The organism is Helicobacter vulpis (genome assembly GCF_003660395.1).
GTDB lineage: Bacteria > Campylobacterota > Campylobacteria > Campylobacterales > Helicobacteraceae > Helicobacter > Helicobacter vulpis.
This window is the reverse complement of sequence record NZ_QXQT01000006.1, coordinates 24,916-49,093: the sequence shown is the minus strand read 5'-3', so window position 1 is coordinate 49,093 and position 24,178 is coordinate 24,916. Positions and strand designations below refer to the sequence as shown.

Annotated in this window: 26 protein-coding genes; 13 read left to right on the top strand and 13 right to left on the bottom strand. The window is 47.2% G+C overall.

The window, feature by feature from the left end:
• The first annotated feature begins 61 nt into the window (after nt 1-61).
• Nucleotides 62-1,018, top strand: coding sequence for a Gfo/Idh/MocA family protein (locus tag EAO38_RS03150; RefSeq protein ID WP_121021041.1), 957 nt, complete (start codon nt 62-64; stop codon nt 1,016-1,018).
• The gene (locus EAO38_RS03145) at nt 982-1,752 is read left to right on the top strand and encodes a tetratricopeptide repeat protein (protein WP_121021039.1); all 771 of its coding nucleotides are present in this window, start codon (nt 982-984) and stop codon (nt 1,750-1,752) included. The genes EAO38_RS03150 and EAO38_RS03145 overlap by 37 nt, the downstream gene beginning before the upstream one ends.
• On the opposite strand, the gene EAO38_RS03140 is transcribed toward EAO38_RS03145, so the two are convergent.
• On the bottom strand, nt 1,749-2,540 hold the full coding sequence (locus EAO38_RS03140) for a 3'-5' exonuclease (protein WP_121021037.1): 792 nt from the start codon (nt 2,538-2,540) through the stop codon (nt 1,749-1,751). The two genes, EAO38_RS03145 and EAO38_RS03140, sit on opposite strands and share 4 nt — an antisense overlap.
• Before the next feature lie 67 nt (nt 2,541-2,607).
• Between EAO38_RS03140 and gltX the strand changes: the two genes are divergently transcribed.
• On the top strand, nt 2,608-3,981 hold the full coding sequence (gltX, locus tag EAO38_RS03135) for a glutamate--tRNA ligase (protein ID WP_121021035.1): 1,374 nt from the start codon (nt 2,608-2,610) through the stop codon (nt 3,979-3,981).
• Here the strand turns inward: gltX and EAO38_RS03130 are convergent.
• A complete protein-coding gene (locus EAO38_RS03130) occupies nt 3,978-5,270 on the bottom strand; it encodes a hypothetical protein (protein WP_205588332.1) in 1,293 nt (430 codons plus the stop codon). The two genes, gltX and EAO38_RS03130, sit on opposite strands and share 4 nt — an antisense overlap.
• Nucleotides 5,271-5,474: 204 nt before the next feature.
• Between EAO38_RS03130 and selB the strand changes: the two genes are divergently transcribed.
• Entirely contained in the window at nt 5,475-7,322 is a 1,848-nt protein-coding gene (gene selB / locus EAO38_RS03125; protein WP_121021031.1) for a selenocysteine-specific translation elongation factor, read from the top strand.
• Here the strand turns inward: selB and EAO38_RS03120 are convergent.
• From EAO38_RS03120 to bamD, 10 genes are all read right to left on the bottom strand, one after another.
• Nucleotides 7,319-7,711 carry a hypothetical protein gene (locus EAO38_RS03120; RefSeq protein WP_235852491.1) on the bottom strand — a complete coding sequence of 131 codons (393 nt, stop codon included), beginning with the start codon at nt 7,709-7,711 and terminating at the stop codon, nt 7,319-7,321. The two genes, selB and EAO38_RS03120, sit on opposite strands and share 4 nt — an antisense overlap.
• Before the next feature lie 2 nt (nt 7,712-7,713).
• Nucleotides 7,714-8,472 (bottom strand): flagellar motor protein MotB, encoded by a 759-nt coding sequence (gene motB, locus EAO38_RS03115; RefSeq protein WP_121021029.1) that lies wholly within the window; start codon nt 8,470-8,472, stop codon nt 7,714-7,716.
• Complete coding sequence (gene motA / locus EAO38_RS03110; protein ID WP_121021027.1) at nt 8,472-9,242, bottom strand: flagellar motor stator protein MotA; 771 nt, start codon at nt 9,240-9,242, stop codon at nt 8,472-8,474. The genes motB and motA overlap by 1 nt, the downstream gene beginning before the upstream one ends.
• 20 nt (nt 9,243-9,262) lie before the next feature.
• Complete coding sequence (locus tag EAO38_RS03105) at nt 9,263-10,036, bottom strand: HesA/MoeB/ThiF family protein (protein WP_121021026.1); 774 nt, start codon at nt 10,034-10,036, stop codon at nt 9,263-9,265.
• Nucleotides 10,037-10,056: 20 nt separating this feature from the next.
• Nucleotides 10,057-10,674: an MBL fold metallo-hydrolase gene (locus EAO38_RS03100; RefSeq protein ID WP_121021024.1), complete on the bottom strand. Its 618-nt coding sequence runs from the start codon at nt 10,672-10,674 to the stop codon at nt 10,057-10,059.
• A gap of 45 nt (nt 10,675-10,719) precedes the next feature.
• Nucleotides 10,720-11,484, bottom strand: coding sequence for a UDP-N-acetylmuramate dehydrogenase (locus EAO38_RS03095; protein ID WP_121021022.1), 765 nt, complete (start codon nt 11,482-11,484; stop codon nt 10,720-10,722).
• A 463-nt stretch (nt 11,485-11,947) separates the two neighbouring features.
• Nucleotides 11,948-12,214 carry a flagellar biosynthesis protein FliQ gene (fliQ, locus tag EAO38_RS03090; protein ID WP_121021020.1) on the bottom strand — a complete coding sequence of 89 codons (267 nt, stop codon included), beginning with the start codon at nt 12,212-12,214 and terminating at the stop codon, nt 11,948-11,950.
• Nucleotides 12,215-12,223: 9 nt separating this feature from the next.
• On the bottom strand, nt 12,224-13,057 hold the full coding sequence (locus EAO38_RS03085) for a prephenate dehydrogenase (RefSeq protein WP_121021018.1): 834 nt from the start codon (nt 13,055-13,057) through the stop codon (nt 12,224-12,226).
• Nucleotides 13,057-15,471 carry an endopeptidase La gene (lon, locus tag EAO38_RS03080; RefSeq protein WP_205588331.1) on the bottom strand — a complete coding sequence of 805 codons (2,415 nt, stop codon included), beginning with the start codon at nt 15,469-15,471 and terminating at the stop codon, nt 13,057-13,059. Before lon ends, EAO38_RS03085 begins: the two co-directional genes overlap by 1 nt.
• Before the next feature lie 8 nt (nt 15,472-15,479).
• Nucleotides 15,480-16,121 (bottom strand): outer membrane protein assembly factor BamD, encoded by a 642-nt coding sequence (gene bamD, locus EAO38_RS03075; RefSeq protein WP_121021014.1) that lies wholly within the window; start codon nt 16,119-16,121, stop codon nt 15,480-15,482.
• A 111-nt stretch (nt 16,122-16,232) separates the two neighbouring features.
• Here bamD and fliW point away from each other — a divergent pair, with 111 nt between their 5' ends.
• From fliW to EAO38_RS03030, 9 genes are all read left to right on the top strand, one after another.
• Nucleotides 16,233-16,652 (top strand): flagellar assembly protein FliW, encoded by a 420-nt coding sequence (gene fliW / locus EAO38_RS03070; RefSeq protein ID WP_121021012.1) that lies wholly within the window; start codon nt 16,233-16,235, stop codon nt 16,650-16,652.
• A complete protein-coding gene (proC, locus tag EAO38_RS03065) occupies nt 16,649-17,431 on the top strand; it encodes a pyrroline-5-carboxylate reductase (RefSeq protein WP_162982664.1) in 783 nt (260 codons plus the stop codon). The genes fliW and proC overlap by 4 nt, the downstream gene beginning before the upstream one ends.
• Nucleotides 17,432-17,450: 19 nt before the next feature.
• A complete protein-coding gene (locus EAO38_RS03060; RefSeq protein ID WP_121021008.1) occupies nt 17,451-18,131 on the top strand; it encodes a F0F1 ATP synthase subunit A in 681 nt (226 codons plus the stop codon).
• Nucleotides 18,132-18,134: 3 nt separating this feature from the next.
• Nucleotides 18,135-18,356: a hypothetical protein gene (locus tag EAO38_RS03055; RefSeq protein WP_121021006.1), complete on the top strand. Its 222-nt coding sequence runs from the start codon at nt 18,135-18,137 to the stop codon at nt 18,354-18,356.
• Nucleotides 18,353-18,925, top strand: a complete 573-nt coding sequence (locus EAO38_RS03050) for a thiamine phosphate synthase (protein ID WP_162982663.1) — start codon at nt 18,353-18,355, stop codon at nt 18,923-18,925. Before EAO38_RS03055 ends, EAO38_RS03050 begins: the two co-directional genes overlap by 4 nt.
• A 68-nt stretch (nt 18,926-18,993) precedes the next feature.
• Nucleotides 18,994-20,646 carry an L-lactate permease gene (locus EAO38_RS03045; RefSeq protein ID WP_121021002.1) on the top strand — a complete coding sequence of 551 codons (1,653 nt, stop codon included), beginning with the start codon at nt 18,994-18,996 and terminating at the stop codon, nt 20,644-20,646.
• A gap of 83 nt (nt 20,647-20,729) precedes the next feature.
• Nucleotides 20,730-21,848 carry a molecular chaperone DnaJ gene (gene dnaJ / locus EAO38_RS03040; RefSeq protein ID WP_121021000.1) on the top strand — a complete coding sequence of 373 codons (1,119 nt, stop codon included), beginning with the start codon at nt 20,730-20,732 and terminating at the stop codon, nt 21,846-21,848.
• An 11-nt stretch (nt 21,849-21,859) separates the two neighbouring features.
• Entirely contained in the window at nt 21,860-22,138 is a 279-nt protein-coding gene (locus EAO38_RS03035) for a hypothetical protein (RefSeq protein WP_121020998.1), read from the top strand.
• 70 nt (nt 22,139-22,208) lie between these two features.
• Complete coding sequence (locus EAO38_RS03030) at nt 22,209-22,685, top strand: NYN domain-containing protein (RefSeq protein ID WP_121020996.1); 477 nt, start codon at nt 22,209-22,211, stop codon at nt 22,683-22,685.
• Here EAO38_RS03030 and EAO38_RS09130 read toward each other — a convergent pair.
• On the bottom strand, nt 22,682-24,082 hold the full coding sequence (locus tag EAO38_RS09130; protein WP_235852490.1) for an outer membrane protein: 1,401 nt from the start codon (nt 24,080-24,082) through the stop codon (nt 22,682-22,684). The genes EAO38_RS03030 and EAO38_RS09130 overlap by 4 nt on opposite strands.
• Nucleotides 24,083-24,178 lie beyond the last annotated feature (96 nt).

Sequence of the window (24,178 nt, the reverse complement as noted above, 5' to 3'; positions counted from 1 at the left end):
TAAAGAACCCCCTCAATGGAATTTTGTTACCATGCGCTTCAAATTTTTTTAAGGAGTTTGTATGCTTTTTGGTATCATTGGGGTGGGGGGATTTATCGCCCCCAAACACCTACAGGCAATCCAAGAACTAGGGCATGTACTCGATTGTGCAATGGACGTTCATGACAGCGTACGCATCTTAGATCAATACGGGCTGGATTGTGAATTTTTCAACGATTTAGAGGATTTACACCAGTATTTACAAGATTGCAAGGCGCAAGAGAAGAACTTAGACTACATGGCCATCTGCAGCCCTAATTACCTGCATTTTGAGCATATTGAATTTGCGCTCTCGCATGGTATCCACGCTATTTGCGAAAAGCCCCTAGTGCTAGACCCTAGTGAGCTTGATGAAATCAGCGCGCTTGAGAAAAAATATAACAAACGGGTGTTCAATATCTTGCAGTTGCGCCTACATCCTAATATCATGCAGCTCAAAGAAGATGTACGGGCCGAATTGCTCAAAGTTCCCGATAAGATTTATGAGGTTTCTTTAACCTACTTGGTGTTGCGCGGAAAGTGGTATCTTAACTCGTGGAAAGGAGATGAAAACAAGAGCGGCGGGTTAGCCAGCAATATTGGCATCCACTTCTTTGACATTTTGCTAGATATTTTTGGAGGGGTGGTGGATAATGTGGTACATGTGCACCAAAATGATTGCATGGGGGGGTTTTTGACTTTGGAGCACGCGCGCGTTTCGTGGTTTCTCTCTATTAACCCCGAACATTTGGGCATACACCACGATAGTGCCTATCGCTCTTTGGTCTTGGAGGGGAATGAAATTGATTTTAGCGATGGTTTTGACGATCTGCACACCCAAAGTTACAAACAGATTTTAGACGGGGAGGGGGTAAGTGTACAGAGCGCGCGCCCGGCCATTGAATTGGTGAATGCCATTCGGTGCATGTCTCCTAGTAGTTTAGATGAGGATTGCCACCCCCTATGCCACAAAGCCCTGCATACAACGCCCTCAGAATAGCCCTAGTAGCCCTTGTGTGCTTGGGGGGGTGCGCTAGGGAGACGTACCTAAAAGATGGTGATAGGGCGCGTTATGCCCAAGACATCAAAAAGGCCATTGCAGACTACCAAAGGGCTGGGGAGTTGGGGAGCGCGCGGGCATATGAAAGACTGGGCTTTTTTTACTGGGAGGGCGCGCCTAAAGACATTACAAAAGCCGTTGTTTCTTTTAGAAAGGCATGTCAATTAGGCTCTAAGCAGGCTTGCGCGCTGGTGGCACGCCCGCCTGAGAGCCAAGTAAGTACCTATTTAGAAGGCTTGCTTCAGGCCGGTTATGCTAATGATCGCCCTAAAATCATGGCTTATTTAAACAAGATGGCGCAAATGGGGATCGCGCGCGCCTATTTGGCTCGTGGACAATTAGAAGAGAGCAGCAATCCCAAGCAAGCTATCATGGACTACCAAAAAGCGGGCAAAATGAGGGATATGCAGGCTTACCGCACTTTGGGTTGGATTTATGAGCAGGGTTTGTTAGGTGTGCACAAGGACATAGACCAAGCAATCAAATACTACCAACGGGGCGCAAAATTAGGCGACCCCTATGCTTGCCATAGCTTAGGGGTGATCTATTGGGATGTTCATAGTGTGCGTAAAAGTCGCAAAAAAGCTAAAAAATACTTTCTAAAGGGTTGCGATCTAGGCTTTAAAGGGTCTTGCGATATGCTCAAAGTAGAATGGCATATTGTTAAGCCTTAATCCCCTTGCATCTCAGTTTGAATCTCGCGCTCTAGGGCTTGGGTGAAAACCTCGCTATAGGGCTTGTCTTGGGGGAGTTTGCTTTTAAACTCTACCAAAATATTTAAATAATGCTCTTTAGCCAACTCTCCCTTAGAGAGGATGTATTTAAGATAAAGCCAATAGGTGTTGAGCACATCGGCCTGACAATAGTTATCGATGCGATCTAAGCGATCATCCTCTTGACCATAGTAAATTTCATGCACCCTCTCCCCACTCAAGCCAAATTTACCCGGCAAACCGGCCATAGAACACACCCCATCGAGGTTAAGCCGCGGCGCGCCAAACTGAGAAAGGCTATCGAGCAAATCCGTATGGAGCGCTTCGCTGTAGCGGTAGCGGTAATTGCTTTGCTCATAAAAGGCGTGCGCATCTAGGTTATAAGCTAGGGCTTTGAGCATGAGAGTGGGCAGATCAAAATTGCGCCCATTGAAACTAACAAGCATGGGCTTTCTGTGGTTAAAAAACTCTAAAAAGTCCCCCACTAGGTGCTTTTCCTCATTTTCATGCCCCTCTTGCTTGCCAAAATTGCCCACCTTGATAAAATGCCCCTGCGCGTTGGCTAACACCGCTGCAATAGAAATCACCTTATGCCAATACAGGGGCAAAAACTCGCTCCCACTCTTGGCTTTTTGTACTTCAAAGGCTTTAGCGCAAAGCTCTAGGGGGCTTAGTGTCCATTCGGGGTCTAAATCGCGACTAATGCGCTCGAGATCGGGTACGGTTTCAATGTCCAACACACAAAGCATGCGCGCCCCTTTAAGTCAGCTTATATTAAAATGTGTATTTTAGGACTTTTGCGCTTAAAGGACATGCATGGTTGTAACTCGTTTTGCGCCCTCTCCCACAGGGCATTTACACATTGGAGGCTTGAGGACGGCTCTGTTTAATTATCTTTACGCCAGGGGGCGTGGGGGTAAGTGTTATTTGCGCATTGAAGACACCGATTTGGCGCGCAATAGCCAAGAGGCCACAGAGGCGATTTTACAAGCCTTTGCGTGGATGGGTTTGGGCTTTGATGGAGAAATTCTCTACCAGTCTCAACGCTTAGAGCTTTATCAAAGCTATGTCCAACAACTCTTAGACACGCACAAGGCGTATTATTGCTACACGAGTAAAGAAGAGCTAGAGGCTTTAAGAGAAACCCAGCGCGCCAAAGGGGAGACTCCCCGCTACGATCGCCGTTATAGAGATTTTACCGGCACACCCCCTCAAGGGGTTAAGCCTGTGGTGCGCCTTAAAGCCCCTCTGCAGGGGGAGATCGCCTTTAAAGACGGGATCAAGGGCGTAGTGGTGGTACAGGCTAAAGAGTTAGACGACTTCATCATCGCGCGCGCGGATGGCACGCCCACTTACAATTTTGTGGTAAGCATTGATGACGCGTTGATGGGCATTAGCGATATTATTCGCGGAGACGACCATTTGAGCAACACCCCTAAGCAGATTCTCATTTACCAAGCCCTAGGTTTTAAATTGCCTAATTTTTACCATGTGCCCATGATTTTAAACGAACAAGGGCGCAAATTGAGTAAGCGCGATGGGGCGATGGGCGTGATGGATTACAAGGCTTTGGGCTATCTTAAAGAGGCTTTGCTGAATTTCTTAGCGCGCTTGGGTTGGAGTTATGGCGATCAAGAGATTTTTAGCCTAGAAGAATTGCTAAGACTCTTTGATGCCAAAGATTTAAATAGCGCGCCCAGCTGCTTTAGCCCCCACAAATTAGACTGGCTCAACGCCCATTATCTCAAAGCCACCTCTAACGCCCAATTAGAGATACTTTTACAAGATTTTGAGCTGCCCCCCGCCTTTGATCGTCTTAATACGCTCCAAAAAGACATGTTATTGGGCGCGCTTAAAGAGCGTTGCACCACCCTTAGGAGCTTGAGTACAGGCGTGCACGAAGTGCTAAACCCCCCTGTTAGCTATGACCCTATTAAAACCCTGCAAGCTAAACCCCTGCTAGAAGCATTCGCCCAAATCTTAAAAGACGCGCCCTTAGAGAGTTTAGAGAATATCCAAACCCTCTTGCACACCTTTTTAGACACCCACGCGCTCAAACCCGGGGCGTTCATGCCCGCATTGCGCGTCGCACTCTTGGGCAAGAAAGGGGGGATTGATCTCAAACAAGCCCTATTCGTGCTAGGTGATCAAGCTTTAGAACGCCTGCAAACTTTCTTAGCGCGCGCCTAGTGGCGGTGGCTGCGTACAAAGTCCACCAGTTCTCTAGTGTCAATGGAGAGGGTTACAAATTGCTGGAAGGTGGTATACCACTTGCCCCCTGTCCCATTCAAGCTGTGCCCATTGCCCCCGCCCATGAAGTTAAAGAACGCGTCCGCACGCAAGCTCATGAACTTGTTCTTATAGACATAGTAAAGCGCGAGGCGTTGGAAGTTAGGCGCGTGGTACCAAGGTAGCCCTGTGTAGAGCGCGCGCCCATAGGTGGCATAAAATTTCATCTGAGGCTTGTCTGAAAAGTAGTATTTTTCATAGAAACCAAAGCCCTTATACTGCGCCACAAAGTCAAATTGCCCCCCAAAGCTATTATACCACTGGCTGGGTCCACACTTCACCCCCGAACGCACGCAATAATGTTCTTGCTCAGACATCGTGCCAAAGGCAAAAGAGATTTTGTCCATATAGGGCATCAGACGCTTGAGATCGGTTTTGATATAGCCATAGTAGTAGATGCGATCGAGTACTGTGGGGTTGGCGTACTTGCCTGGCACGCCCCCTAGTGGCTCCCCGCTGAAATAGGGGTAACCATTGGGCCAAAGAGGGGTTTGGCCCCGCATGCTCGGATCCGAATGCCCATCAAAGGGGTATTTATCACCCATGCTATAAGAGCTAGTGTTGTGGAAAGCTACGATTCTGCCCCCAAAGCCAAGATAGCCTTTTAAAAACGACCACTCGGTAGAACCAAAGTAGAGCATTTGGTTCATGTTGTAATTTTTCTTAGCCGGACCATTGTTCCAGTTGCGCCCGCCATACCAGTCTATGATGAACTCCGCCCAGCCATTCCACCAGCGATTAGGGTTGTAAGCGGGCTTGTATTGCAACATTGCCCCTCTAGCGGTAGGGTCTTTAAACCAAAAGAGCTTTTTAAAAGCCGCTAGAGGGTAAGAAGAGATGGAATAAGTTCTAGGGATGATACCCACATGGGCTCTAAAATCCTTCCATACCCCACTATAATACATTGTAACCCCCCAAGAATAGGGGAAGTAGCTATAATGGGTGTGTAGGTTTTGGATGAACCACCCGCCAAACATGAGGGATTGGTTTTTATCAAACTGAATCCCAATTTCGGGCATGATTCGATTTTTCATGTTCACTAGGCTATTCCAGTAGGGGTTGTCTTTGCCGGCCAAATTGTAGGTGAAGCTTACAAACTTGAGATCGTAGGCAAAACTGGCTGCCTGTGCCATCGCTCCACACAGCACCATGCTACATGATAAAACCTTTAACACGCGCAAACTGTCCATACCGCACCTCAACTTTTTTAAATAATATTTACATTATACATTATAATAATAAAATAAATCTTAAGATATTTTATAAGACTCTTGAATCTATTTGTAAGGCTTATGTATCTAATTTCTGTGTAAAAAGTTTCTATTATTGCCCTAAGCGTTTCTAGATTTTAGGTTTGTGGTATAACTCCTTTCAAGAAAAATAAAGGATAAGCCATGAAAACCCCCTCACAGACCAAAGAAGAGTATTTTTTACTAGGCACTTGTGGGCATGTAGACCATGGCAAAAGCGCGCTTATTAAGGCATTGAGTGGGTTTGATGGGGACACAAGCGTACATGAGAAAGAAAGAGGGATGACGATCGATCTGAGTTTTTGTCGTGTACAAAGCCCTGGGCGCACTTTGGGTTTTGTAGATGTGCCCGGACACCAAAGCTTGATCAGCACGATGATTTCAGGGAGCTTTGCCCTAGACATGGCCTTGCTTGTGGTAGATGCCTATGAAGGAATCAAAGAGCAGACCTTGGAGCACATTTTGATCTGCGCTCTCTTGCAAATCCCGTGTTTGGTGGTGCTGAGTAAAGTGGATAGATGTACGCATACCCAGAACCTAGAACACAATGTTATGCATACTCTGCAAGATTATAAAGCTGCCTGTATCGGGCTTTTTAAATGCAGTATTTACGATCCTAGCAGTATAGAAGCTCTCAAACAATTTTTACTCCAACACCCCTTTAGCAAGAGAACCCCTAAAAATGCTCTAAAAGATCTTTTTAGGCTCTATATTGATCGTGTTTTTATGGTGCAAGGTAGGGGGGTGGTCGTGAGTGGAACTGTGCTAGGAGGACAAGTAAAAACCCATGATCATCTCAGTGTACTGCCTTTGCAAAAGGGGGTACGGGTGAAAACCTTGCACCAGCATGGCCAAGAAGTGGCGCAAGCTGGCATGCATGAACGCGTGGCATTGCACTTGGGCGGAGTTAAAGCCCAAGAACTGAAAACAGGCATGCTTTTAAGCCACAAAGGGGTCTTGCGTGCTTTTCATACTTTAGATGTGAAACTCTTAGCCCCCCCAGACGCTCCTGCACTCAAACACAATCAAGTCATTAGCGTGCAACTAGGCACTTTGCGCGCCCAAGCGAAACTTCTCTTACTAGATTCTCCTTTTGCCACTCTCCTCATCGATCAAAAGCTCTTTGCATGTTATGGAGAGTGTGTGATTTTGAGTTGTCAAGGGCGGGTGTGGGGAGGGGCTTTGATCTTAAACCCCATCGCCGATCCGCTCAAAAAAAGCCTAAAGCATGCCTTGCTCCATGCCTTAGAAGCCCAAGACTTTCCCCAAGCCTTTGCAATCCTTTGCCAAGCGCACCAAAAAGGTTTTGGACTCCTCTGCAGTGTACAACGCTTTGGCCTAAACCACACCCTAGCCCTAGAAATCGCCAAACAAGTACCCCATGCCATTGTAGATGCACAAGAAATGGTGATCTACCCTGTTAGCGCGCTCTCTAGCTTGGTGCAATCCATCAAAAGTATTTACATGCACAACCCCCATGCCCTCTTGAGTGTCAAGGGGATTTGTGCCAAATACAGCCATGTTAGCGCGCACTTAGCTACCCTAGCCTTTGTGGAGCTAGAAAAACAAGATTTTTTGCGACAAGAACATGGATTGTGGCTGCGCCAAGGGGTTAAACTAGAACAACTCCAAGACAATTTGAAAACCCAGCTCTACAACGCGATCCAACACGGGGGTTTTACCCCCCAAGCTCCTTACAATCTTTACGCAGTATTGGATGTAGACCGCCAAGCCGGCGACAATGCGCTCAAAGCCCTTTGTCGAGCCCAAAAAGTCGTGCGGCTATGCCATAATGTCTTTGTAGAAAAAAAAACCCTAGAACGCGCTATTACATTGATGCAAACGCTTCTAAAACAATATGGGTATCTAGACATCGCATTGCTCAAAACGCATTGGCCTCTATCGCGCAAATTTCTCATCGCCTATTTAGAGTATTTGGACACTTTGGGAGGCACAACCAATAGTCATGGCAAACGCCAAGCAAAGCCCTAGGGCAACCACTTTTCTATGGGGTGTAAAACTTGCGTCCCCAAATTGCTCTTGATCTCCACGCGCAGGGGGTCATCACAAAAGACCTCATAACGCATTTTCTCGTGCAGTAAAAGAGTATATCCAGGCAAAATGGGCAAAAGAGCGCACCGATCCGCATTAAGGCTGACGTGATCGACATGTACCCTGTCTACCAACGCTTCAATCTCCAAGACGCGTTTAAAGCGTTTAGCCCCATAATCGCGCGTCCAAGTTAGATAGGGAATCTCTTGAGTGTAAAGCGTAGCGCTCAGGGGGTTGGGGGGGGGTTTGTTTTCCTCTAAGAGTTCTTCGCCCGTAGGCAAGCGCTGCGCACCCAAAAGCATAAAACCCACCAATAACCACTTGAGCAAGATCACTCCTCAAGACCCTTATCTAAGATGGAATGGAGTTTTTCCACATTTTGAGGGGCTGTGGAGAAAAATATCTCAACGCGGTTATTGCGCATGCGATTCTCCACGCTGTCATTAGGGGCGATGGGGTTGTTTTGGCCATAGGAGGTAAAGGAGAGCTTTTGGGGGCTGATTCCATCGTTGATCAAGGCGCGCATCACTTTAGAAGCCCGGCTTGCGGCCAATTCATAGTGATCTTTAAAATGCACCCCCGGGGGGATGGGGGTGTTGTCTGTATACCCACGCACATTGATTTGCACTTGACCGGGCAAAGCGCGGATGATACTGGCAATCCGTACAATGTATTCGCGCATGCTAGCGTTGATGGTGTCGCTATAGGGATTGGTGAAAATCAAACTAGAGGGAAGCTTGAGAATAGCTCCCTGATCGGTCTGTTCTAACACACTCCCCTCCCCTACTTTGGTGATGGTAGCTTGCGATTGTACTGACTGTTCGCTTGCGCTACGCTCTTCTGTGACATTGTTTTGCAAATCCCCGGGGGCTGGGGGGATTTGGATAACAGGTTGCACCGAATCGGGCACAGGGGCGTAATCAAAGATTTTCAAAAACTCCTTTTTGAGCGCTTTGACTTTTGCCTTATTGATGACTGAAATGGCATACAGGGCGATGAAAAGCGCCAGTAAGAGGGAGAGGAAATCCGCATAGGGGACCGCCCAGCGCTCTCCAGCTGGACATTCGACCTTTTTTGCTTTCTTGGCCATTATTCAAACATGGATTTTTTGGGCTCACCCGGGGCGATGTAGTTGAGCAATTTCATCTCCAAATCCCTAGGGTTGTCCCCATTGGCAATGCCAATCACGCCTTCTAAAATCACGATCTTCTCCTTGAGAATGTCTTTGGATTTGTTTTTGAGCTTGTTGCCAAAGGGGCCAAAGAGCGCATAAGAGCACATGATTCCTGTTACTGTGGCCGTAAAGGCCCCGGCTATGCCCAGTGCCATCTCTTGGGGATTGTCCAGCTTTTGCAGGGCCAACATCAAACCCAACACCGCTCCCACCAGCCCAAAGGTGGGCGCGCTCTCCCCAGCGGTGATCCAGTAGTGCGCTGCGCCGTGGTAGTACTCTTCTAATTCTTCAATAGCCACTTCCAAGCTCTCTTGTACGGACTTGATGTCCTTACCATCCACAATCATAGAAAACCCATTACGCGCAAAATCGTCTTCAATCTGGGCGACTTTAGATTCTAGGGACAGTACCCCGTCTTTACGCGCCATCGTGGACAACTCCACAATACTCTTAATGGTCTCTTGCAAGTTAATCTTGGGGTTGAGAAACACAATCTTGATCTCTTTATAGGCCGCTTTGACATGGTGGGCGTGTGTGCCCACCATCGCCGCACACAAAGTCGTGGGGATGATGATGATAAGAGAACTCACATGCACCACGTGCACCGGGTTGCCCCCTTCTAAAATATCGCCCACGCTGATTGCGACAATGGCAAAGATCACGCCAAGCACAGAGGTTAAATCCATAAATGCCCTTTCTTATTGCTTTACTGGGGATAGTCTGTCAAGCGCACAATCCCTTGTTCACCGCACACGCGACACTTGGGGTTTTTTTTCACGCCCACGCGTCTAAAGACCATGCCCTTGGTATCTACCCCTAACAAAGCGTCCGTAAGCAAGGGGAAACCTAAAAAATACTTGATCGCTTCGGCTGCCTGGATACAGCCCAATAAACCGGGCACCACCCCAAAGAGACCGGCTTTAAAAATGGGGTTAAGAGTGGGGTCTGGGGGGGTGTCAAAGACACAGGCAAAGCACGCGCTTTTTTTGGGTAAAACCGTCATGGTTTGGCCACGGTACTTCAACACACCGGCATGGCTATAGGGTTTATCGCCTAGCACGCATGCATCGTTAATAAGAAATTTGCTCGCAAAATTATCGGTCGCATCGATGATAAAGGCGTAATCTTTGATCAGGTCTAGCGCGTTGCGCGCGTCCAACTTAGTAAAATGGGTTTCTACTTGCACGTCCGGATTGAGAGCCAACATCTTACGCTGTGCAGATTTGACTTTGGAAGCGTTGATCTCATCAGTGGTGTGGATGACTTGGCGTTGCAAATTACTCAGTTCAATAATATCAAAATCCAACACGCCGATGCGCCCGATCCCCGCTGCTGCCAAATACATCAGATTGGGCGATCCCAGCCCCCCCGCCCCGATCACCAAAACGCTAGCATTCAAGAGCTTCTCTTGCCCCTGCTCCCCCACATCCTCAAGCATCAAATGACGCTCGTAGCGCTCTCTTTGCGCGTCATCTAACATGCAATATCCTTAGAAATAAATTAGAGATGGGCAATCCACGCCTTCATACGGGGTTGCTCTTCTTGAAGACTTGTGGGTTGCCCATGCCCGGGATACAAGGGCTTGTCATAAGGACTTTTGAGATTTTCAAAACGCCTTAGGGAGTCTTTCATGTCTACAGGATTGGAGTAAGGAAAATCATAACGTCCAATACTGCGGTGGAAAATAAAATCCCCACTGAAAAAGACATCCGCAATCTCCACCATGCAACACCCCGGAGTGTGTCCAGGAAAATGCCAATACGTAACAGGAACATTGGCAACCTCAAAAGTGGTGTGCGCCCTTTGGCATTCCACTGGGCAAATCTCTTCGGGCAAACAGGGGGTGAGCCCTAGAGAAAAACAATCAGAGGTGAGCATAAATACATCTTCTTTGGGTGCGTATAGGGGCACATGGGGCAGGGCCTTTTTGAGGGCATGCGCGTCCCAAATGTGATCATAATGCCCATGGGTGATGCAAATGGCCAATGGTTTTTGAGCGTTCTCTAACACCCAAGTACACGCCCCCACACCTGGATCTACGATAAAATCCCCCTGTTCTAGAGACGCGATATAACAATTTGTTTGGGTGTTTCCAAAAGCCTGTACCTTGATTTGCATCACCATCCTTTGGTTGCCATTCTAGCAGATTTTTACTAAAGCTATCTAAGTGAGGATACAAACCTCTTCTTCTAACCATATTCCAAAATGTTGAAATACCCGTTCTTTAGCTAGACAGATGAGATCAAGAGCTTGATCGAAATGCGCATCTCCCAAATTGATGAGAAAATTGGCATGTGCGCTAGAAAAACCCACTTGCTTGAGGCAAAACCCCTTGAGTCCCACTGCTTCTAGTAACCTACCTGCAAAATCCCCAGGCGGGTTCTTAAAACAACTTCCAAAGCTGGGTTTCTTAGGGTGGTGAGCGCGCATGCGCTTGCACGCCTGCAAGATGTCATCCCTAAAACCACGCGTTTTTTGCAAACGTACCCCAAAGACCACGCCTCTAAACGCGCTAGAGCGATAGGCTAACCCCAATGCCTGAGAATCCAACCACACCCCATTTACATTAGCCTGCAAGATCACATCGCTCATTTGATATGTTTTCATGCCCGCATTCATTTTCACCAACCCCCCCACACTCCCGGGTAACGCACCTAAAAATTCTAACCCTGCTAAGTTATGATCCCTGAAATACTTAAAAAGAGTCTGTGCGCTAGTCCTTGCCCCCACTTCTATAAAACGCCCCTTATCTTCAATCCCCTCAAAACAGCGATCCAAGATCGCTAAGTTGTGCGCATGTGGAGAAACCAAGAGATTATTAGCCAACCCTACCATTTGCACCTCATAATTCCCATACGTGCGCAATAACGCTACCTCCACCTTGCCCCCGATCTTCACGCTAGAGTACTTGGAGAAATCCACAACCACAACGCACCTTTTTTTAGTCAATTCTCAAACCCTCCATTATAGCAAGACTGTATTAAGTTAAGTTGGACTACCATCGAAGGGTGTAGCTTATAGCCATGAATCCCTAGATAAAGGACACAATGAGAAAACCAACGTGTTTGTCAGCTCAGACAAGAAAGCTTGACCCAAATACAAATCGCCCAACATAAGGGGATACAGATTTGCCAAGCAACTGTCTAATTGTCTTAAAGAGCAGAGTTATCTTAAGGAAATTAAACGCTTGAAAACGGACAAGATTAGTTTAGCCACTCAGATTTGCACTCTTGAAGACAGAGTGAACGCGCTTGAGAAGCGCTTTGAGCGGTGTGGATTGCGCTATTGAGGGGCTCTATCCCATGCAGGTGAGCTTAAACGCGCTAGCTTTGAGACGATCAGACTGGAAGTCCAAAAAAGCTCAAGTTTCCTCTTGAGGCTTGGGTTGCCTTCATGAAGCGATCTTGGGGATGAGCTTAAAGAGCATGCTAGTGTAATCTAAGAGCATGTTGAGCATCCATGGCATGGTGAGTACGATTACCGCGATCACCGCTAAGATTTTAGGCACGAAAGAGAGAGTCATCTCGTTAATTTGGGTCGTGGCTTGGAAAATGCTCACCAATAGCCCCACAACCAAGCCCACTAAGAGCACGGGTAAAGAGATCATTAAAGTGATCTTATAGGTTTCAATGGCAAGTTTCATCAATTGGGCTTCCACGAAATTCCTCTACATGAATTCTTGCAAACAATTGGCCTTTTGCATCCATACGCGCAACGCCTCCCATTCTTGGGCTTCCAACATACTTTTAGTGCGTTGCATCTCTGCGATGAAGAGTTCTAGGGCCTCTAATAAATGGGCTTGGTTTTGCCTAAAAATGTCTTTCCACATGTCCGGCGCGCTTTTAGAGAGCCTGCTCATATCCCTAAACCCCCCTGCGGCTAAAGAGAGAATATCCTGTGGGCTTTCTTGGGCGAGCACCACGTTGGCTAGGGCGTAACTAATAGCATGGGGCAGGTGGCTCACAAAAGCCACATGCTGATCATGGGCTTGCGCGCCCATTTTTACCATTTGCATCCCTAGCGCACTAAAGACTTCTTTAGCGCGTTGTAAATGGGTGTCTGCGCTGTATTCACAATCCACCAAGATCACGATCTTATTCTTGTACAAGCCCTTTAAGGCGGCTTTAGGACCATGAAACTCTGTCCCACACATCGGGTGGCTGGCCACCACTTGGGGGCGCAAAGTGTCAGGAATCGCACAGACAATTTGTTCCTTAGCCCCCCCCAACTCAATGATAGTGCTTGTGGGTGGGGGTTGTAGATGCGTTAAGATGTGGATGATTCCCTCTACAGGAGTGGCCAAAATGAGCAGATCGCATGTTTGAATCTGGCTAAACTCCACGCATTCCTCCACCAACCCCAAACTCAAGGCCATTTGGGCGTGCAAGACGTGGCGATCAAAGCCCACTAGACTCTTAATCCCTAATTGCGCGCGTACCTCCTGCAAAGCCAACCCCATAGACCCCCCCATGAGCCCTAAACCCACAATGCCAACACGCATCAGGGCACCAAAGCCACTTCTAACACATCTTCAATATGACGCACGGGCTTGATTTCCATATTCTCTTGCACCTCCGTGGGGATGTCTTTTAAATCTCTTTGGTAATTCTTTTCAGGGATCAAGGCGGTTCTGATCCCGGCCTTATAGCTAGCGATCAGCTTTTCTTTTAAGCCACCGATGGGCAAGACCCGCCCGCTTAGAGTGAGCTCGCCCGTCATCGCTACATCGCAACGCACTTTTCTTTCACACAAGATAGAAGCGATGCTAGTGGCCATCGTGATTCCTGCGCTGGGGCCATCTTTAGGGGTCGCCCCCTCAGGGACATGCAAATGGATGTCATAGAGTTGGTAAATCTTGCCCTCTTTGGGCTTTTTCTTTTTGGGGATGAGTACCTCCTCATCAATGCGCGATTTCACCACGGAATGGGCGATATACGCGGATTCTTTCATCACTTCGCCCAAACTTCCGGTGAGTTTTAAATTCCCCTTACCTTTGAGTTTCATCGCTTCAATTTTTAACACATCTCCCCCAACACTCGTCCATGCCAAACCGTTGACGATCCCTATGGCATCTTCTTGATCTATAGGGTCAATCTCAAAGATGATTTTATCTAGAAACTCTGGCACATTGTCTGCTGTGATGTGGATTTTACGCTGTCTTCTGATTTTAGTCTTGCCCTCTTCTTTGAGTGCTTTTTCCTCACTGCTGTGCAAAATTTTCTTAGCGCATTTGCGCATGATACTGGCCAGCGCGCGCCTCAAGCCCCGCACCCCCGCCTCACGGGTGTATTTTTCAATGATAAGCTTGATTGCTTCTGGGGTGAAAAGCGCTTCAGTAGGTTTGAGCGCGTGCTTTTTGAGCTCTTGGGGGATGAGGTAGTTGCGCGCGATTTGTTCTTTTTCTTGGGGGGTGTAGCTAGATACCGCAATGAATTCCATGCGATCACGCAAGGGGGGGGGAATTGTGGTGGTGTCGTTGGCAGTGGCAATGAAGATCACCTGGGAGAGATCGATATTGAAGTTTGTGTAATAATCCCTAAAATTGGTGTTTTGTTCGGGATCTAAAATCTCCAAAAGCGCGCTGGCTGGATCGCCACGCATGCTCTTATCCACCTTGTCGATCTCATCTAGTACCATCACGCAATCCATCTTCTTAGCTTCAATCAAGCCTTGTACAATACGCCCGGGCATAGACCCTAAGTAAGTGCGCCGATGTCCCCTTAACTCGTTGACATCTTCTAACCCCCCCAAAGCGATACGGATTAAGGGGCGCTTGATGGCTTTAGCAATGGAATTAGCCAAACTAGTCTTACCCACCCCCGGAGGGCCATAAAAACACAGGATTGTGCCCTTAGTTTCCTTGCTCTCGGTTTGGCGCAAGCGCAAGAGCTCCATCGTGGCAAAGTACTCTACAATGCGTTCTTTAGGTTTTTCTAAACTGTAGTGATCGGCATCTAGCTGTTTTTCTACGTCTCTAATGGAAAGCTTCTTTTGGCTGTATTGCCCAAAGGGAATGTCTAGTACCCATTCGATGTAGTTTTGTAAAATCCCCACATCGGAGCTATCTTGATGAATACGACTCAAGCGCTCGATCTGTTTTTTGATCTCTTTGTGGATTTCTTTGGTGATGAAAGGTTCTATCGCGCTGAGTTTTTGGGTGTACTCTTGGATTTCCTCATCGCGTTGCTTGTCTACCCCCAGCTCCTTTTGAATCTGTTTGAGCTGTTCCTTAAGGAAATATTCCTTATTCACTTGCTCCATTTTGCTATGCACCTTGCTCTTGATCTCTTTTTGCAACTTCTGGGTTTTGATTTCTTCCATCACCAAATCAATGAGATCGAGGAGTCTCTCTTCGGTGTTGTCATTGGCAAAGAGTTTATAGGACTGATCTTTTTTTAAGCGCAGGGCGGAGGCAACCAAGTCCACGATGCGATTAGGATCGCTATTGTCTTCAATGGCGCGCAAGAGATCAGGGGGGAAGAATTGGCTGACATTAGCCAAACTACCCACCTTCTCCTTGAGAATCTCTAAGATGGCGTTGGTTTTATCATGGTCGTAATCCTTGTAGGTGATCACATCCACCATCGCCTCCAAAGGGTCATGAGATTGCAAGCTTAGGATTCGCCCCTTACAAATCCCCTGAAAAAGGATTTTCATGCGGTTATCTGGCAAAATCACTTTGCGCACAATGCTCCCAATGACTCCCACATCGTAGAACTTTTCTTCTAAAGCCTTGTCGCTTGGGTTACTTTTGGCACAACCCACGAAAATGAGATCATTCTTGTCTTGGGTGGCCTTGTTGGCTGCTTTGATATTGGCCTCGCTATTAATAAAAAGGGGGGCAATCATGAATGGATACATGAACGCTTCCTCTTCTACAATCACTGGCACTACACTTGGAAACTTCTCTGTCATATCAACCCTTACCAATTGAATATCGCCACATACCAAGGCATGTAAGACTTCTTAGGATGTGTTTCTTTCTCTAAGATCTCGTCCACGCGCTCTAAATAGTGCTTTACCCCTTCTTTTTGGTGGCGCTTCCTATAGACATTGGCGATGGCGCGGTTGAGTTCATTTTGCCCTAAAATAAATTTGACTTGCATGTACTCTACCTGATTGATAAAACGGCTGTCAGGGTATTTGTCTACGAAGTCATTGAGCATGCCAATGGTGTTGGACATGAATTCTTGGTCCTTGCTGTGGTTTTTGAAGGAATAATAACGCGCTTGGAGCTTGAGATATTTAAGATAGTCAATGTTGTTCTCATTACCAAAGCGTTTGATGTATTCATCAAAGTAGTACTCTGCCAAAACAAACTCTTTTTTCTTTAAATGGGCTTGTCCTAGCGCAATCATCGCCACGGGTACTAGGGGCGAATTGATATGTTCGCTCTGCAAGGAGGAGTAATAATTATCCGCAGTCTCCAAATTCATAAACAAGATTTCGCGCAAAATCCCCTGATACCAAAAGATCGCGGGGCGGTTGTAGATCGCGTCCTTGCCCTTTTTGGCACAACCCAACCACAACACCGCGCACGCCAACGAAAACCACAACACGCGCATGCTATTTCCTTTGTTCTAAAGCCTTATTATATCAAAAATCCCCCGTTAGAATTGATTTTTAGAGTGGATTGTAGTAAAATCGGGGCTTTACTCCATGTGCTAAGGGCGGGAATGTTATTTAGTGTCAAATCCCCCATTTTAGGGTTTGAGCAAGTCTCTAAGATGGATCTAGAAAAAATTGATGAAATTTTCATGCGCCTGCGCAACGCCGATGACATCGCGCCCACATTCACTTTAGTCAACCCCTTTGCCTTGCGCGCTTACGAATTTGATATTCCCATGGGCTTACAGGTCTTGCTAAATTTAGACAGCGCGCAAAATATTCTCATCGCTAATATTATGGTCATTCAAACCCCCCTGCAGGAATCTACGATCAATTTTCTTGCTCCCTTAGTTTTTAACTTTGATCACCAGCTCATGGCACAAGTGGTACTAGATAGCACTAAATACCCTCATTACCGCATTTCTGAAAAGATCGCTAATTTCTACCGCGCTCCGCAAGAACAGGTTGAGCCAGAGGAATGCCCATGAAAACGCGCCTGCTCGTGGTGGGTTATGGGCGCATGGCAGAAGCCATGTTGCGAGGTTTTGCCATCCACGCGCCTAAACTAGAATCCTACGCTCTCCAGATCACCGGGCGCAATCCGGAGAAAATCCGCTCCTTTTTGGAGCGTTTACCCCTTGCAGTGGAAATTTTACCCCCCACTCCCATTTTAGACATCGATCACGCCACGGTACTTTTGGCCATAAAGCCCTATGCCTTGGAGAGTTTTGAATACAAAGGGGTGGCTTCTTTGGTGCTCAGTGTGTTGGCTGGGGTGAGTGTGGGTAAGCTGGCTAAATGCCTTAAAAGCGATGCCTACGCGCGTTGCATGCCCAATATTGCTTCAAGCTACGCTCTTTCTTCCACAACTCTGTATGCCCCCTGTGCCGTTCCGATCAAAGCGCGCGCGCGCGCGCTTTTAGAGTGTTTAGGGGCAGTGGTGGAGGTATCTAGCGAGCAACTCATTGACGCGTCATTGGCCACCAATGGGAGCGCGTTGGCTTTTTTGGGCATGATGGCCCAGGGTTTAGTGAACGCAGGGGTACGTGAGGGCTTGAGTCATGATCAAGCCGTAATGTTGGTCGCACAGAGCTTCAAAGGTTTTACCCAACTCTTGCAAGAAAAAGCCCCTCAAGAGATCATTGACTCCATCTGCACCCCCGGGGGCGCGACTATCGCTGGTTTAAGCGTGCTTGAGGAGAAGGCTTTCAAGGGGATTATCATGCGAGCATGCCATGCTGTGGTTAAAAAAGGGCGTACCCCATAAATTTCAAAGAGAGAGGACTATGGAACACAGATTATTTACTTTCGCCGGGTTGTTGAGCACGGATCATAATTTCATCATTGGATTTTACACAGTCGTGTGCGCGCTGGCTACATTGGTTATTGGCAAGATTGCCACCAGCAGGTTACAGATGGTACCCTTTGGCTTGCAAAATGTCTACGAAGCCACTATTGAGGGAATTTTGCATGTGGCTAAGGATGTGATTGGAGAGGATTTAGCCCGCAAATATTTCCCCCTGGCGGGCACTATCGCGCTCTTTATCTTTTATTGCAATATGATAGGCATTATTCCTGGGTTTGAAGCCCCAACCGCTAATTGGAGCTTTACCCTTGTGCTCGCCTTGATTGTCTTTTTTTACTACCATTTTGAGGGGATTCGCACCCAAGGACTGATCAAGTATTTTAGCCATTTTCTAGGGCCGGTGAAATGGCTCATTCCTATCATGTTCCCTGTAGAGATTGTCTCGCACCTCTCTAGAATTATCTCGCTTTCCTTCCGTCTCTTTGGCAATATCAAGGGCGATGACATGTTCTTGCTCATCATGCTCTTGCTTGTGCCCTGGGTGATCCCCATTGCCCCTTTCATGGTGCTCTTCTTTATGGGAATCTTGCAAGCTTTCGTGTTCATGATCTTGACCTATGTCTATCTGGCCGGGGCGGTACTTGTAGATGAAGATCACTAGCGCATGAAAAAAGCAACCTTGATCTCTTTTTTGGATTTCTTTGCCGGTCTGTTTGTGGGGATTGCTTTGATCTGTGGCGTGTTATGTCTGTTCATTTTTAGCGATTTTGGCTTGAGGGTGGCGATCTTTTTTGCGCTCTTTGTCTTTGGCCTCTTTAGTTTTTTTGCCCTGCTTTCTAAATCCATCGCCGCCTTACTCAAAGACAGCGCGCGCGAGCGCATTTGAATTTAGAATCTTATTTCATCACTCCCCCTTACTTTAGCGCACTCGCTCCGTTCGATTTTCAGATAGCCCTATCTCAAGTCTTGCGTACCCACCGCCCCACCCATGCGTGTTTGCGCACCAATCAAGCCAGCGATGCACTTTTGTCGTCTTTTGTTAGAGTGTGCCAAGAGTTTGGGGTGTTGAGTTATGTGAATCTGGCTTGCTTGCAAACCAGTATAGACAAAGCCCTAGAGTTTGGCTTTTTAGGTGTGCATGCCAAGGCAAGCGCGCTCTCTGAGCTGAAGAATATCCCCTCCCCTTTGTACAGCTTCTACAGCGCGCACAGCCTCTTAGAGGTGCAAGAAGCCCTCAAACAAGGGGTGTGCTACACCACTCTAAGCCCTATTTTTCCCACGCCCAACAAACCCCCTCCCTTAAGTTTAGACTATCTAGATCAACTAGGCCCCAAAACCAAAAAGCGCACATTCGCGCTAGGAGGGGTTGTAACACCCCATCAGGTGTCTTTGATCGCTCAAAAGGGTTTGAGAGGGTTTGCCAGTATGCGCTATTTCTTGCAATCTTTGCTCTAGCACCGCTTTGAAATTCTGCGCTTTTGCGCAACATGTTATACTAATTAGAAATTGTGAGGAGTTTGTAAATGGAGTGGCACCAGATCTATGCCCCCTTAGGGGGCAATGTGTGGTTGAGCGCGTTGGTGGCAGTCTTGCCCATTGTGCTCTTTTTTGTCTCGTTGATTGTCTTCAAGCTCAAGGGGCATGTGGCCGCGTTTTTGAGCGTGGCCCTCTCTGTGCTCATTGCCTTGAGCATCTACAAAATGCCCATCAACATGGTGGGGGCTAGTTTTATTTATGGGTTTTTCTATGGGCTTTGGCCTATCGCGTGGATTATCATCGCGGCCATTTTTCTTTATAAACTCAGCGTCAAATCCGGTTATTTTGAAATTCTCAAGGAGAGTGTGCAATCCATCACTCCCGATCACCGCATTTTGGTGATTTTGATCGGATTTTGTTTCGGGGCGTTTTTAGAGGGGGCGATTGGCTTTGGCGGGCCCGTGGCCATTACTGCGGCGATTTTGGTGGGTCTTGGTCTCAACCCTCTTTATGCGGCCGGGTTGTGTTTGATCGCTAACACCGCGCCGGTAGCCTTTGGCGCGGTGGGCATTCCTATCACGGCGATGGCTGGAGCGGTGGGGGTACCAGCCACGGCGATCTCGGCTATGACGGGCAAGGTTTTATGGCTAGTGAGTTTAGGCATGCCCTTTTTCATCGTGTTTTTAATGGATGGGGTACGTGGGGTTAAGGAGACCTTTCCGGCAATTCTAGTGGCTGCAGGGAGTTTTGCAATCACACAATTTTTTAGCTCCAACCACCTAGGGCCCGAATTGCCAGATATTTTATCCGCAGTGGTTTCTCTAGTGTTGACCGGGGTATTTTTGAAATTTTGGCAACCTAAGCATATTTTTAGAAGCGATGGCAAGCCGGTACAATCCAGCACCCAACAGCACCATATCTGTAAAATTCTCGTGGCGTGGGCTCCTTTTTTGATCCTCATTTTAGCTATTCTCATTTGGACTCAACACTGGTTTAAAGACCTTTTTGCTAAGGGCGGACCTCTTGCTTTTTCTAGCTTTTACTTTGAATTTGAGAGCATTAGTCATAAAATTTTTAAAAGTGCACCTTTTGTGATGGAGGGTAAAGGCGCGGATTTCGCCGTGATTTTTAAATTACCCCTCATCAATACCGTAGGTACGGCTATCTTTGTGGCAGCCATTGTGAGCATGTTCGTACTAAGAGTTAGACCAAGTCAGGCAACAGGAGTCTTTATAGAAACGCTTAAGGAAATGCGCTACCCTATTTTGACTATTGGATTGGTGTTGAGCTTTGCCTTTGTGTCTAATTACAGCGGAATTTCAGCCACCATGGCTCTAGCACTCACCCATACGGGCAAGGCCTTTACTTTCTTTTCGCCCATCATCGGTTGGGTGGGCGTGTTCCTAACGGGGAGCGATACGAGCTCTAACCTGCTCTTTGGGTCTTTACAACAACTCACTGCCCATCACCTTAAAATCCCCGAAATTCTCACGCTTACGGCTAATACTGTAGGGGGGACTTTGGGCAAGATGATCAGCCCCCAAAGTATTGCTATTGCCTGTGCGGCCGTAGGTTTAGCCGGCAAGGAGTCCGATCTCTTTAAATTTACTGTCAAATACTCGGTGATATTTGTCATTCTCATGGGCATTGCTATCAGTGTGATCGCCTATGTTTTTCCCCAGATTGTACCCAGTGCCTAAGACTTGCAAAATGGAGGGCTTTAACAAGAGGCTTAAGGGTTTTAGGCTAGAATGGGGACTTTAGAAAATAGCGAAAGGTTGTTGTGGATTACTACGAAGTCTTGGGCGTGGATAAAGGAGCGGATAAAGAAACTCTGAAAAAAGCCTATAAAAAGCTCGCTCTAAAATACCATCCAGACCGCAATCTAGGCGATAAGGAAGCTGAGGAAAAGTTCAAGGAAATCAACGAAGCCTATGGGGTACTAGGAGACGATCAAAAGCGTCAAATTTATGATCGCTATGGCAAAGAGGGGTTGCAGGGGCGCGCAGGTGGAGGCTTTAGCGATCTCAACGACATTTTTTCAAGCTTCTTTGGCGAGGATTCCATCTTTGGAAGTGCCTTTGGCTTTAGCAAGTCAGAGACGCGTTCTAAAATTCCTAAGGACGCGTTGATTTCTTTGGAGTTGAGTTTTAAAGAAGCCGTCTTTGGGTGTAAGAAGAGCATTAAGCACGATTATAAGATTTTGTGCAAGGATTGTTCGGGCAGTGGAGCCAAAGAGGGCAAACTCAGCACTTGTGGGCTGTGCAAGGGCAAGGGGCAAACTTATGTGCAACAGGGTTTTATGACTTTGGCAAGTACTTGTTCTAGGTGTCAGGGTAGAGGGCAGGTCGCCATGCAGCCATGTGCGCCCTGTAAGGGGGAGGGTTTTGTGATGGCCAGCGAAGAATTTAGCTTAGAAGTGCCTGAGGGCATTGATGGGGGGCAGAGAATCCGCGTGGGAGGGCGGGGGAATGAGTACCAAAAGGGCGTGCGTGGCGATTTATATCTAGAGGCATTAGTAGGGGCAGATGAGCATTTTGTACGTGAAGGCTTGCATGTCTTTATTGAAGTACCCGTTTTTTTTACGTCTATCCCACTGGGGAGCACGATCATGGTGCCCGCTCTCAAACAGGAGTTGGAGCTCAAAATCCCCCCCAACACCCCCAACCGCGCCCAGTTTGTGTTTAAAAATCAGGGCGTAAAAGATGTCAATGGCCCTAGGCATGGGGATTTGATCGCCGTGATCAAGATCGTTTACCCAGAACGCCTAGATGAGAGGCAAAGAGAGTTATTACTCAAATTACACGAGAGTTTTGGCTATCAAAGTGAACCTTATAAAAGTGTCTTTGGGGTGTGCTATGACAAGGTCAAACAATGGTGGCAGGATTTGGTTAAAAAATAGTAAGGAGTTTTATGGAAAACAAGGAAAAAAAGACACTGGCCATTTTCGTAGATTGGGAGAATTTGCGTATTGAGTTAGAAAGTATCCAGCGCCACCATGCAGAATTTGGCGAACAGTTTTTTCGCTTTAATGATCAAGTGCATTTGCGCGCGTTTTTTGCAGCATTCGTGGAAGATGACGAGCAGTTAATGGAGGATAAAATTTTTTTTATACGTCTCCACTCCTCTAAAGGAATGGGAGGGGCAGATTCTAGATCACAGTCAAGATGGTTACAAGCTAGAAAGTTATAAACAGGAAAATCCTGAAGAATACAAGCAAGCTAGACGTAAGTCTGATATTACCAAGATTTTTAATCAAGAGATGCGTCTATCTGGCTTTTTTGAAGTGCGCCAAGTGAAGCTCAAAGTAGAGTTTGAAGAGCGCAACAGCGAAGAGTATGTGAAGGAACTTGGTAAGAATGTGAAGGTACCCAAGATCAAACCCCGCTTGAAGCAAAAGCAAGCAGACACCTATTTGACTGCCGATGTGGTGCGTGTGAGTTGCAAAGAATTAGCCGATCGCATTTTGCTTTTTAGCAAGGATACAGACATGGTGCCCCCTTTAGAGTACGCTAAAGAAGAGGGGCGTAAGGTATTTGTCGCCCATATTGCTGAGAGCAACTACTTTGTACCCAATGCGCTCAAGGAAGTTACGGGCAACGTGGGAGTGCGCCAGAGAAATATCAAGGAAATTTTGAGCAAAATCCCCAAAGGGCTCTCCAAACTGCCCACGGAAAAGCCGAACCGCCTTACTTCCCCTTTCAACGCCCCTTTAGGGGATGTGTTCAAACACTCCTAGAAATTATGCACCCAGTTAAAAAAGATGCTCATTTGGGTTTTATACACTAGGGTTTCAGAAAACCCGCTGATCGTGCCCTTAAAATAGGTATTATCGATCACGGGGAAACGCATCCCGATCTCAAAGCCTTCTGTACCAATATTGGTGCGCAGACCGACATTGATGGGCAATTGGAAAAAGGTGTTGGTGAGGCGCGCGCTCCCTCCAGAAGCCCTAATATTCTCTGCTAAAATCTCCCACCCACTGGATCCCTGTACCAGCCATGAGCTCCCTGTAAAAATCAGGCCGGCAAAAATGCCAGATGTGAAATTGCCACTCTGGCTTTCATAGAAGTTCCACAGCGCATCCACCCCCGCGCCATAGATAAAATTATTGAGCGCGCCATTCAAGCGACTACTGCCATGTTGGTAGCTAAAATATTCGTAGTAGCGCAAGCCAAAACGCCGTTTTGCGCCAAAAAAATGCTTGAATCCAAATTGAATATCCACCCCATACATGTTGCTATCTTGGCTACCCATGTTGATGAACTGCTCTAAAATCCCCAAAGTGGGGATGGCCGGACTCACCTCAAGCTGCCCGTAATAGCTCAACAAGTCTCGTAATTGTTGGGGCTCTGAGGTGCTCATGGTCGTCATGTCGCTTTTTAATACATTGTTGAGCTCTTGTTGGGCCTGTGCGATATTAGAAGCCCCTTGTAAAAAGGTCTGGAACGCCGCGCCATTGGCAAAGACATCTTTTTGCTGGACTTGTTGGGAAAAGGTGTTCAAGAGACTGCTACCCCCCGGATACATGGGCGAAAAAAGCCAGTACATGCTCGCATGCAGAACGCGGATGTCTCTAAAGGTTAGGGGCGTGGGAGAGTGGATCAAGGTGTTAAAGGGAGTCATGCCCATCCCCAAAGTGCCATTTTGACCTGTATGGTGCGCGCTATTCTTAGACATGTAGTCAAAGAGCACCGAAGCGATGTTATTCTCTGTGATCACCACCCCATCATAAGTCGTACCCGGTGGCAAGACTTTTAGAATTGTGGAAATGGCTGTACTGATGGAATCGGCGTAAGAAAGGGCGTTGATCACATTTTGCATTTGGGCTTGGCTGACAAGACAGCCCTTTGTCGCGCATGAACTGTCCTTAACAATCCCCTCTATCACCGCAATTTTGCGCGCGGCCGCAGCGATGTCGGTCTTGCTAGCACTGGGTCTAAAGAGTTTATAAAGTGTAGAGCTTTGGGTACTGGAGCGCAAAGAGCCTAAAGTACTAGGCACATTGGAGTGTTCAATAGTTTGCATGCGCGAGAATTCAAACCCCACATCGCTATAAAACCCATTGCTTTCCGCACACAAAGAGCCCACACCCATTCCAATCCAAGACAATGTTTTAAAAATGGGCTGCTTCATAGACACCTCTTGTTAACTGGGAGTAATACATGGGTCTCAAAACACACTACCAGCGGGCATAAAGTTTGGATTATCCATGATAAAAACTAAAATCTT

What these genes read in the sequence shown, in the direction of transcription:
- EAO38_RS03150 (WP_121021041.1), top strand. Translation starts at nt 62, where the DNA reads ATGCTTTTTGGTATCATTGGGGTGGGGGGATTTATCGCCCCCAAACAC.
- EAO38_RS03145 (WP_121021039.1), top strand. Translation starts at nt 982, where the DNA reads ATGCCACAAAGCCCTGCATACAACGCCCTCAGAATAGCCCTAGTAGCC.
- EAO38_RS03140 (WP_121021037.1), bottom strand. Translation starts at nt 2,540, where the DNA reads ATGCTTTGTGTGTTGGACATTGAAACCGTACCCGATCTCGAGCGCATT.
- gltX (WP_121021035.1), top strand. Translation starts at nt 2,608, where the DNA reads ATGGTTGTAACTCGTTTTGCGCCCTCTCCCACAGGGCATTTACACATT.
- EAO38_RS03130 (WP_205588332.1), bottom strand. Translation starts at nt 5,270, where the DNA reads ATGGACAGTTTGCGCGTGTTAAAGGTTTTATCATGTAGCATGGTGCTG.
- selB (WP_121021031.1), top strand. Translation starts at nt 5,475, where the DNA reads ATGAAAACCCCCTCACAGACCAAAGAAGAGTATTTTTTACTAGGCACT.
- motB (WP_121021029.1), bottom strand. Translation starts at nt 8,472, where the DNA reads ATGGCCAAGAAAGCAAAAAAGGTCGAATGTCCAGCTGGAGAGCGCTGG.
- motA (WP_121021027.1), bottom strand. Translation starts at nt 9,242, where the DNA reads ATGGATTTAACCTCTGTGCTTGGCGTGATCTTTGCCATTGTCGCAATC.
- EAO38_RS03105 (WP_121021026.1), bottom strand. Translation starts at nt 10,036, where the DNA reads ATGTTAGATGACGCGCAAAGAGAGCGCTACGAGCGTCATTTGATGCTT.
- EAO38_RS03100 (WP_121021024.1), bottom strand. Translation starts at nt 10,674, where the DNA reads ATGCAAATCAAGGTACAGGCTTTTGGAAACACCCAAACAAATTGTTAT.
- EAO38_RS03085 (WP_121021018.1), bottom strand. Translation starts at nt 13,057, where the DNA reads ATGCGTGTTGGCATTGTGGGTTTAGGGCTCATGGGGGGGTCTATGGGG.
- lon (WP_205588331.1), bottom strand. Translation starts at nt 15,471, where the DNA reads ATGACAGAGAAGTTTCCAAGTGTAGTGCCAGTGATTGTAGAAGAGGAA.
- bamD (WP_121021014.1), bottom strand. Translation starts at nt 16,121, where the DNA reads ATGCGCGTGTTGTGGTTTTCGTTGGCGTGCGCGGTGTTGTGGTTGGGT.
- fliW (WP_121021012.1), top strand. Translation starts at nt 16,233, where the DNA reads ATGTTATTTAGTGTCAAATCCCCCATTTTAGGGTTTGAGCAAGTCTCT.
- proC (WP_162982664.1), top strand. Translation starts at nt 16,649, where the DNA reads ATGAAAACGCGCCTGCTCGTGGTGGGTTATGGGCGCATGGCAGAAGCC.
- EAO38_RS03060 (WP_121021008.1), top strand. Translation starts at nt 17,451, where the DNA reads ATGGAACACAGATTATTTACTTTCGCCGGGTTGTTGAGCACGGATCAT.
- EAO38_RS03055 (WP_121021006.1), top strand. Translation starts at nt 18,135, where the DNA reads ATGAAAAAAGCAACCTTGATCTCTTTTTTGGATTTCTTTGCCGGTCTG.
- EAO38_RS03045 (WP_121021002.1), top strand. Translation starts at nt 18,994, where the DNA reads ATGGAGTGGCACCAGATCTATGCCCCCTTAGGGGGCAATGTGTGGTTG.
- EAO38_RS03035 (WP_121020998.1), top strand. Translation starts at nt 21,860, where the DNA reads ATGGAAAACAAGGAAAAAAAGACACTGGCCATTTTCGTAGATTGGGAG.
- EAO38_RS03030 (WP_121020996.1), top strand. Translation starts at nt 22,209, where the DNA reads ATGCGTCTATCTGGCTTTTTTGAAGTGCGCCAAGTGAAGCTCAAAGTA.
- EAO38_RS09130 (WP_235852490.1), bottom strand. Translation starts at nt 24,082, where the DNA reads ATGAAGCAGCCCATTTTTAAAACATTGTCTTGGATTGGAATGGGTGTG.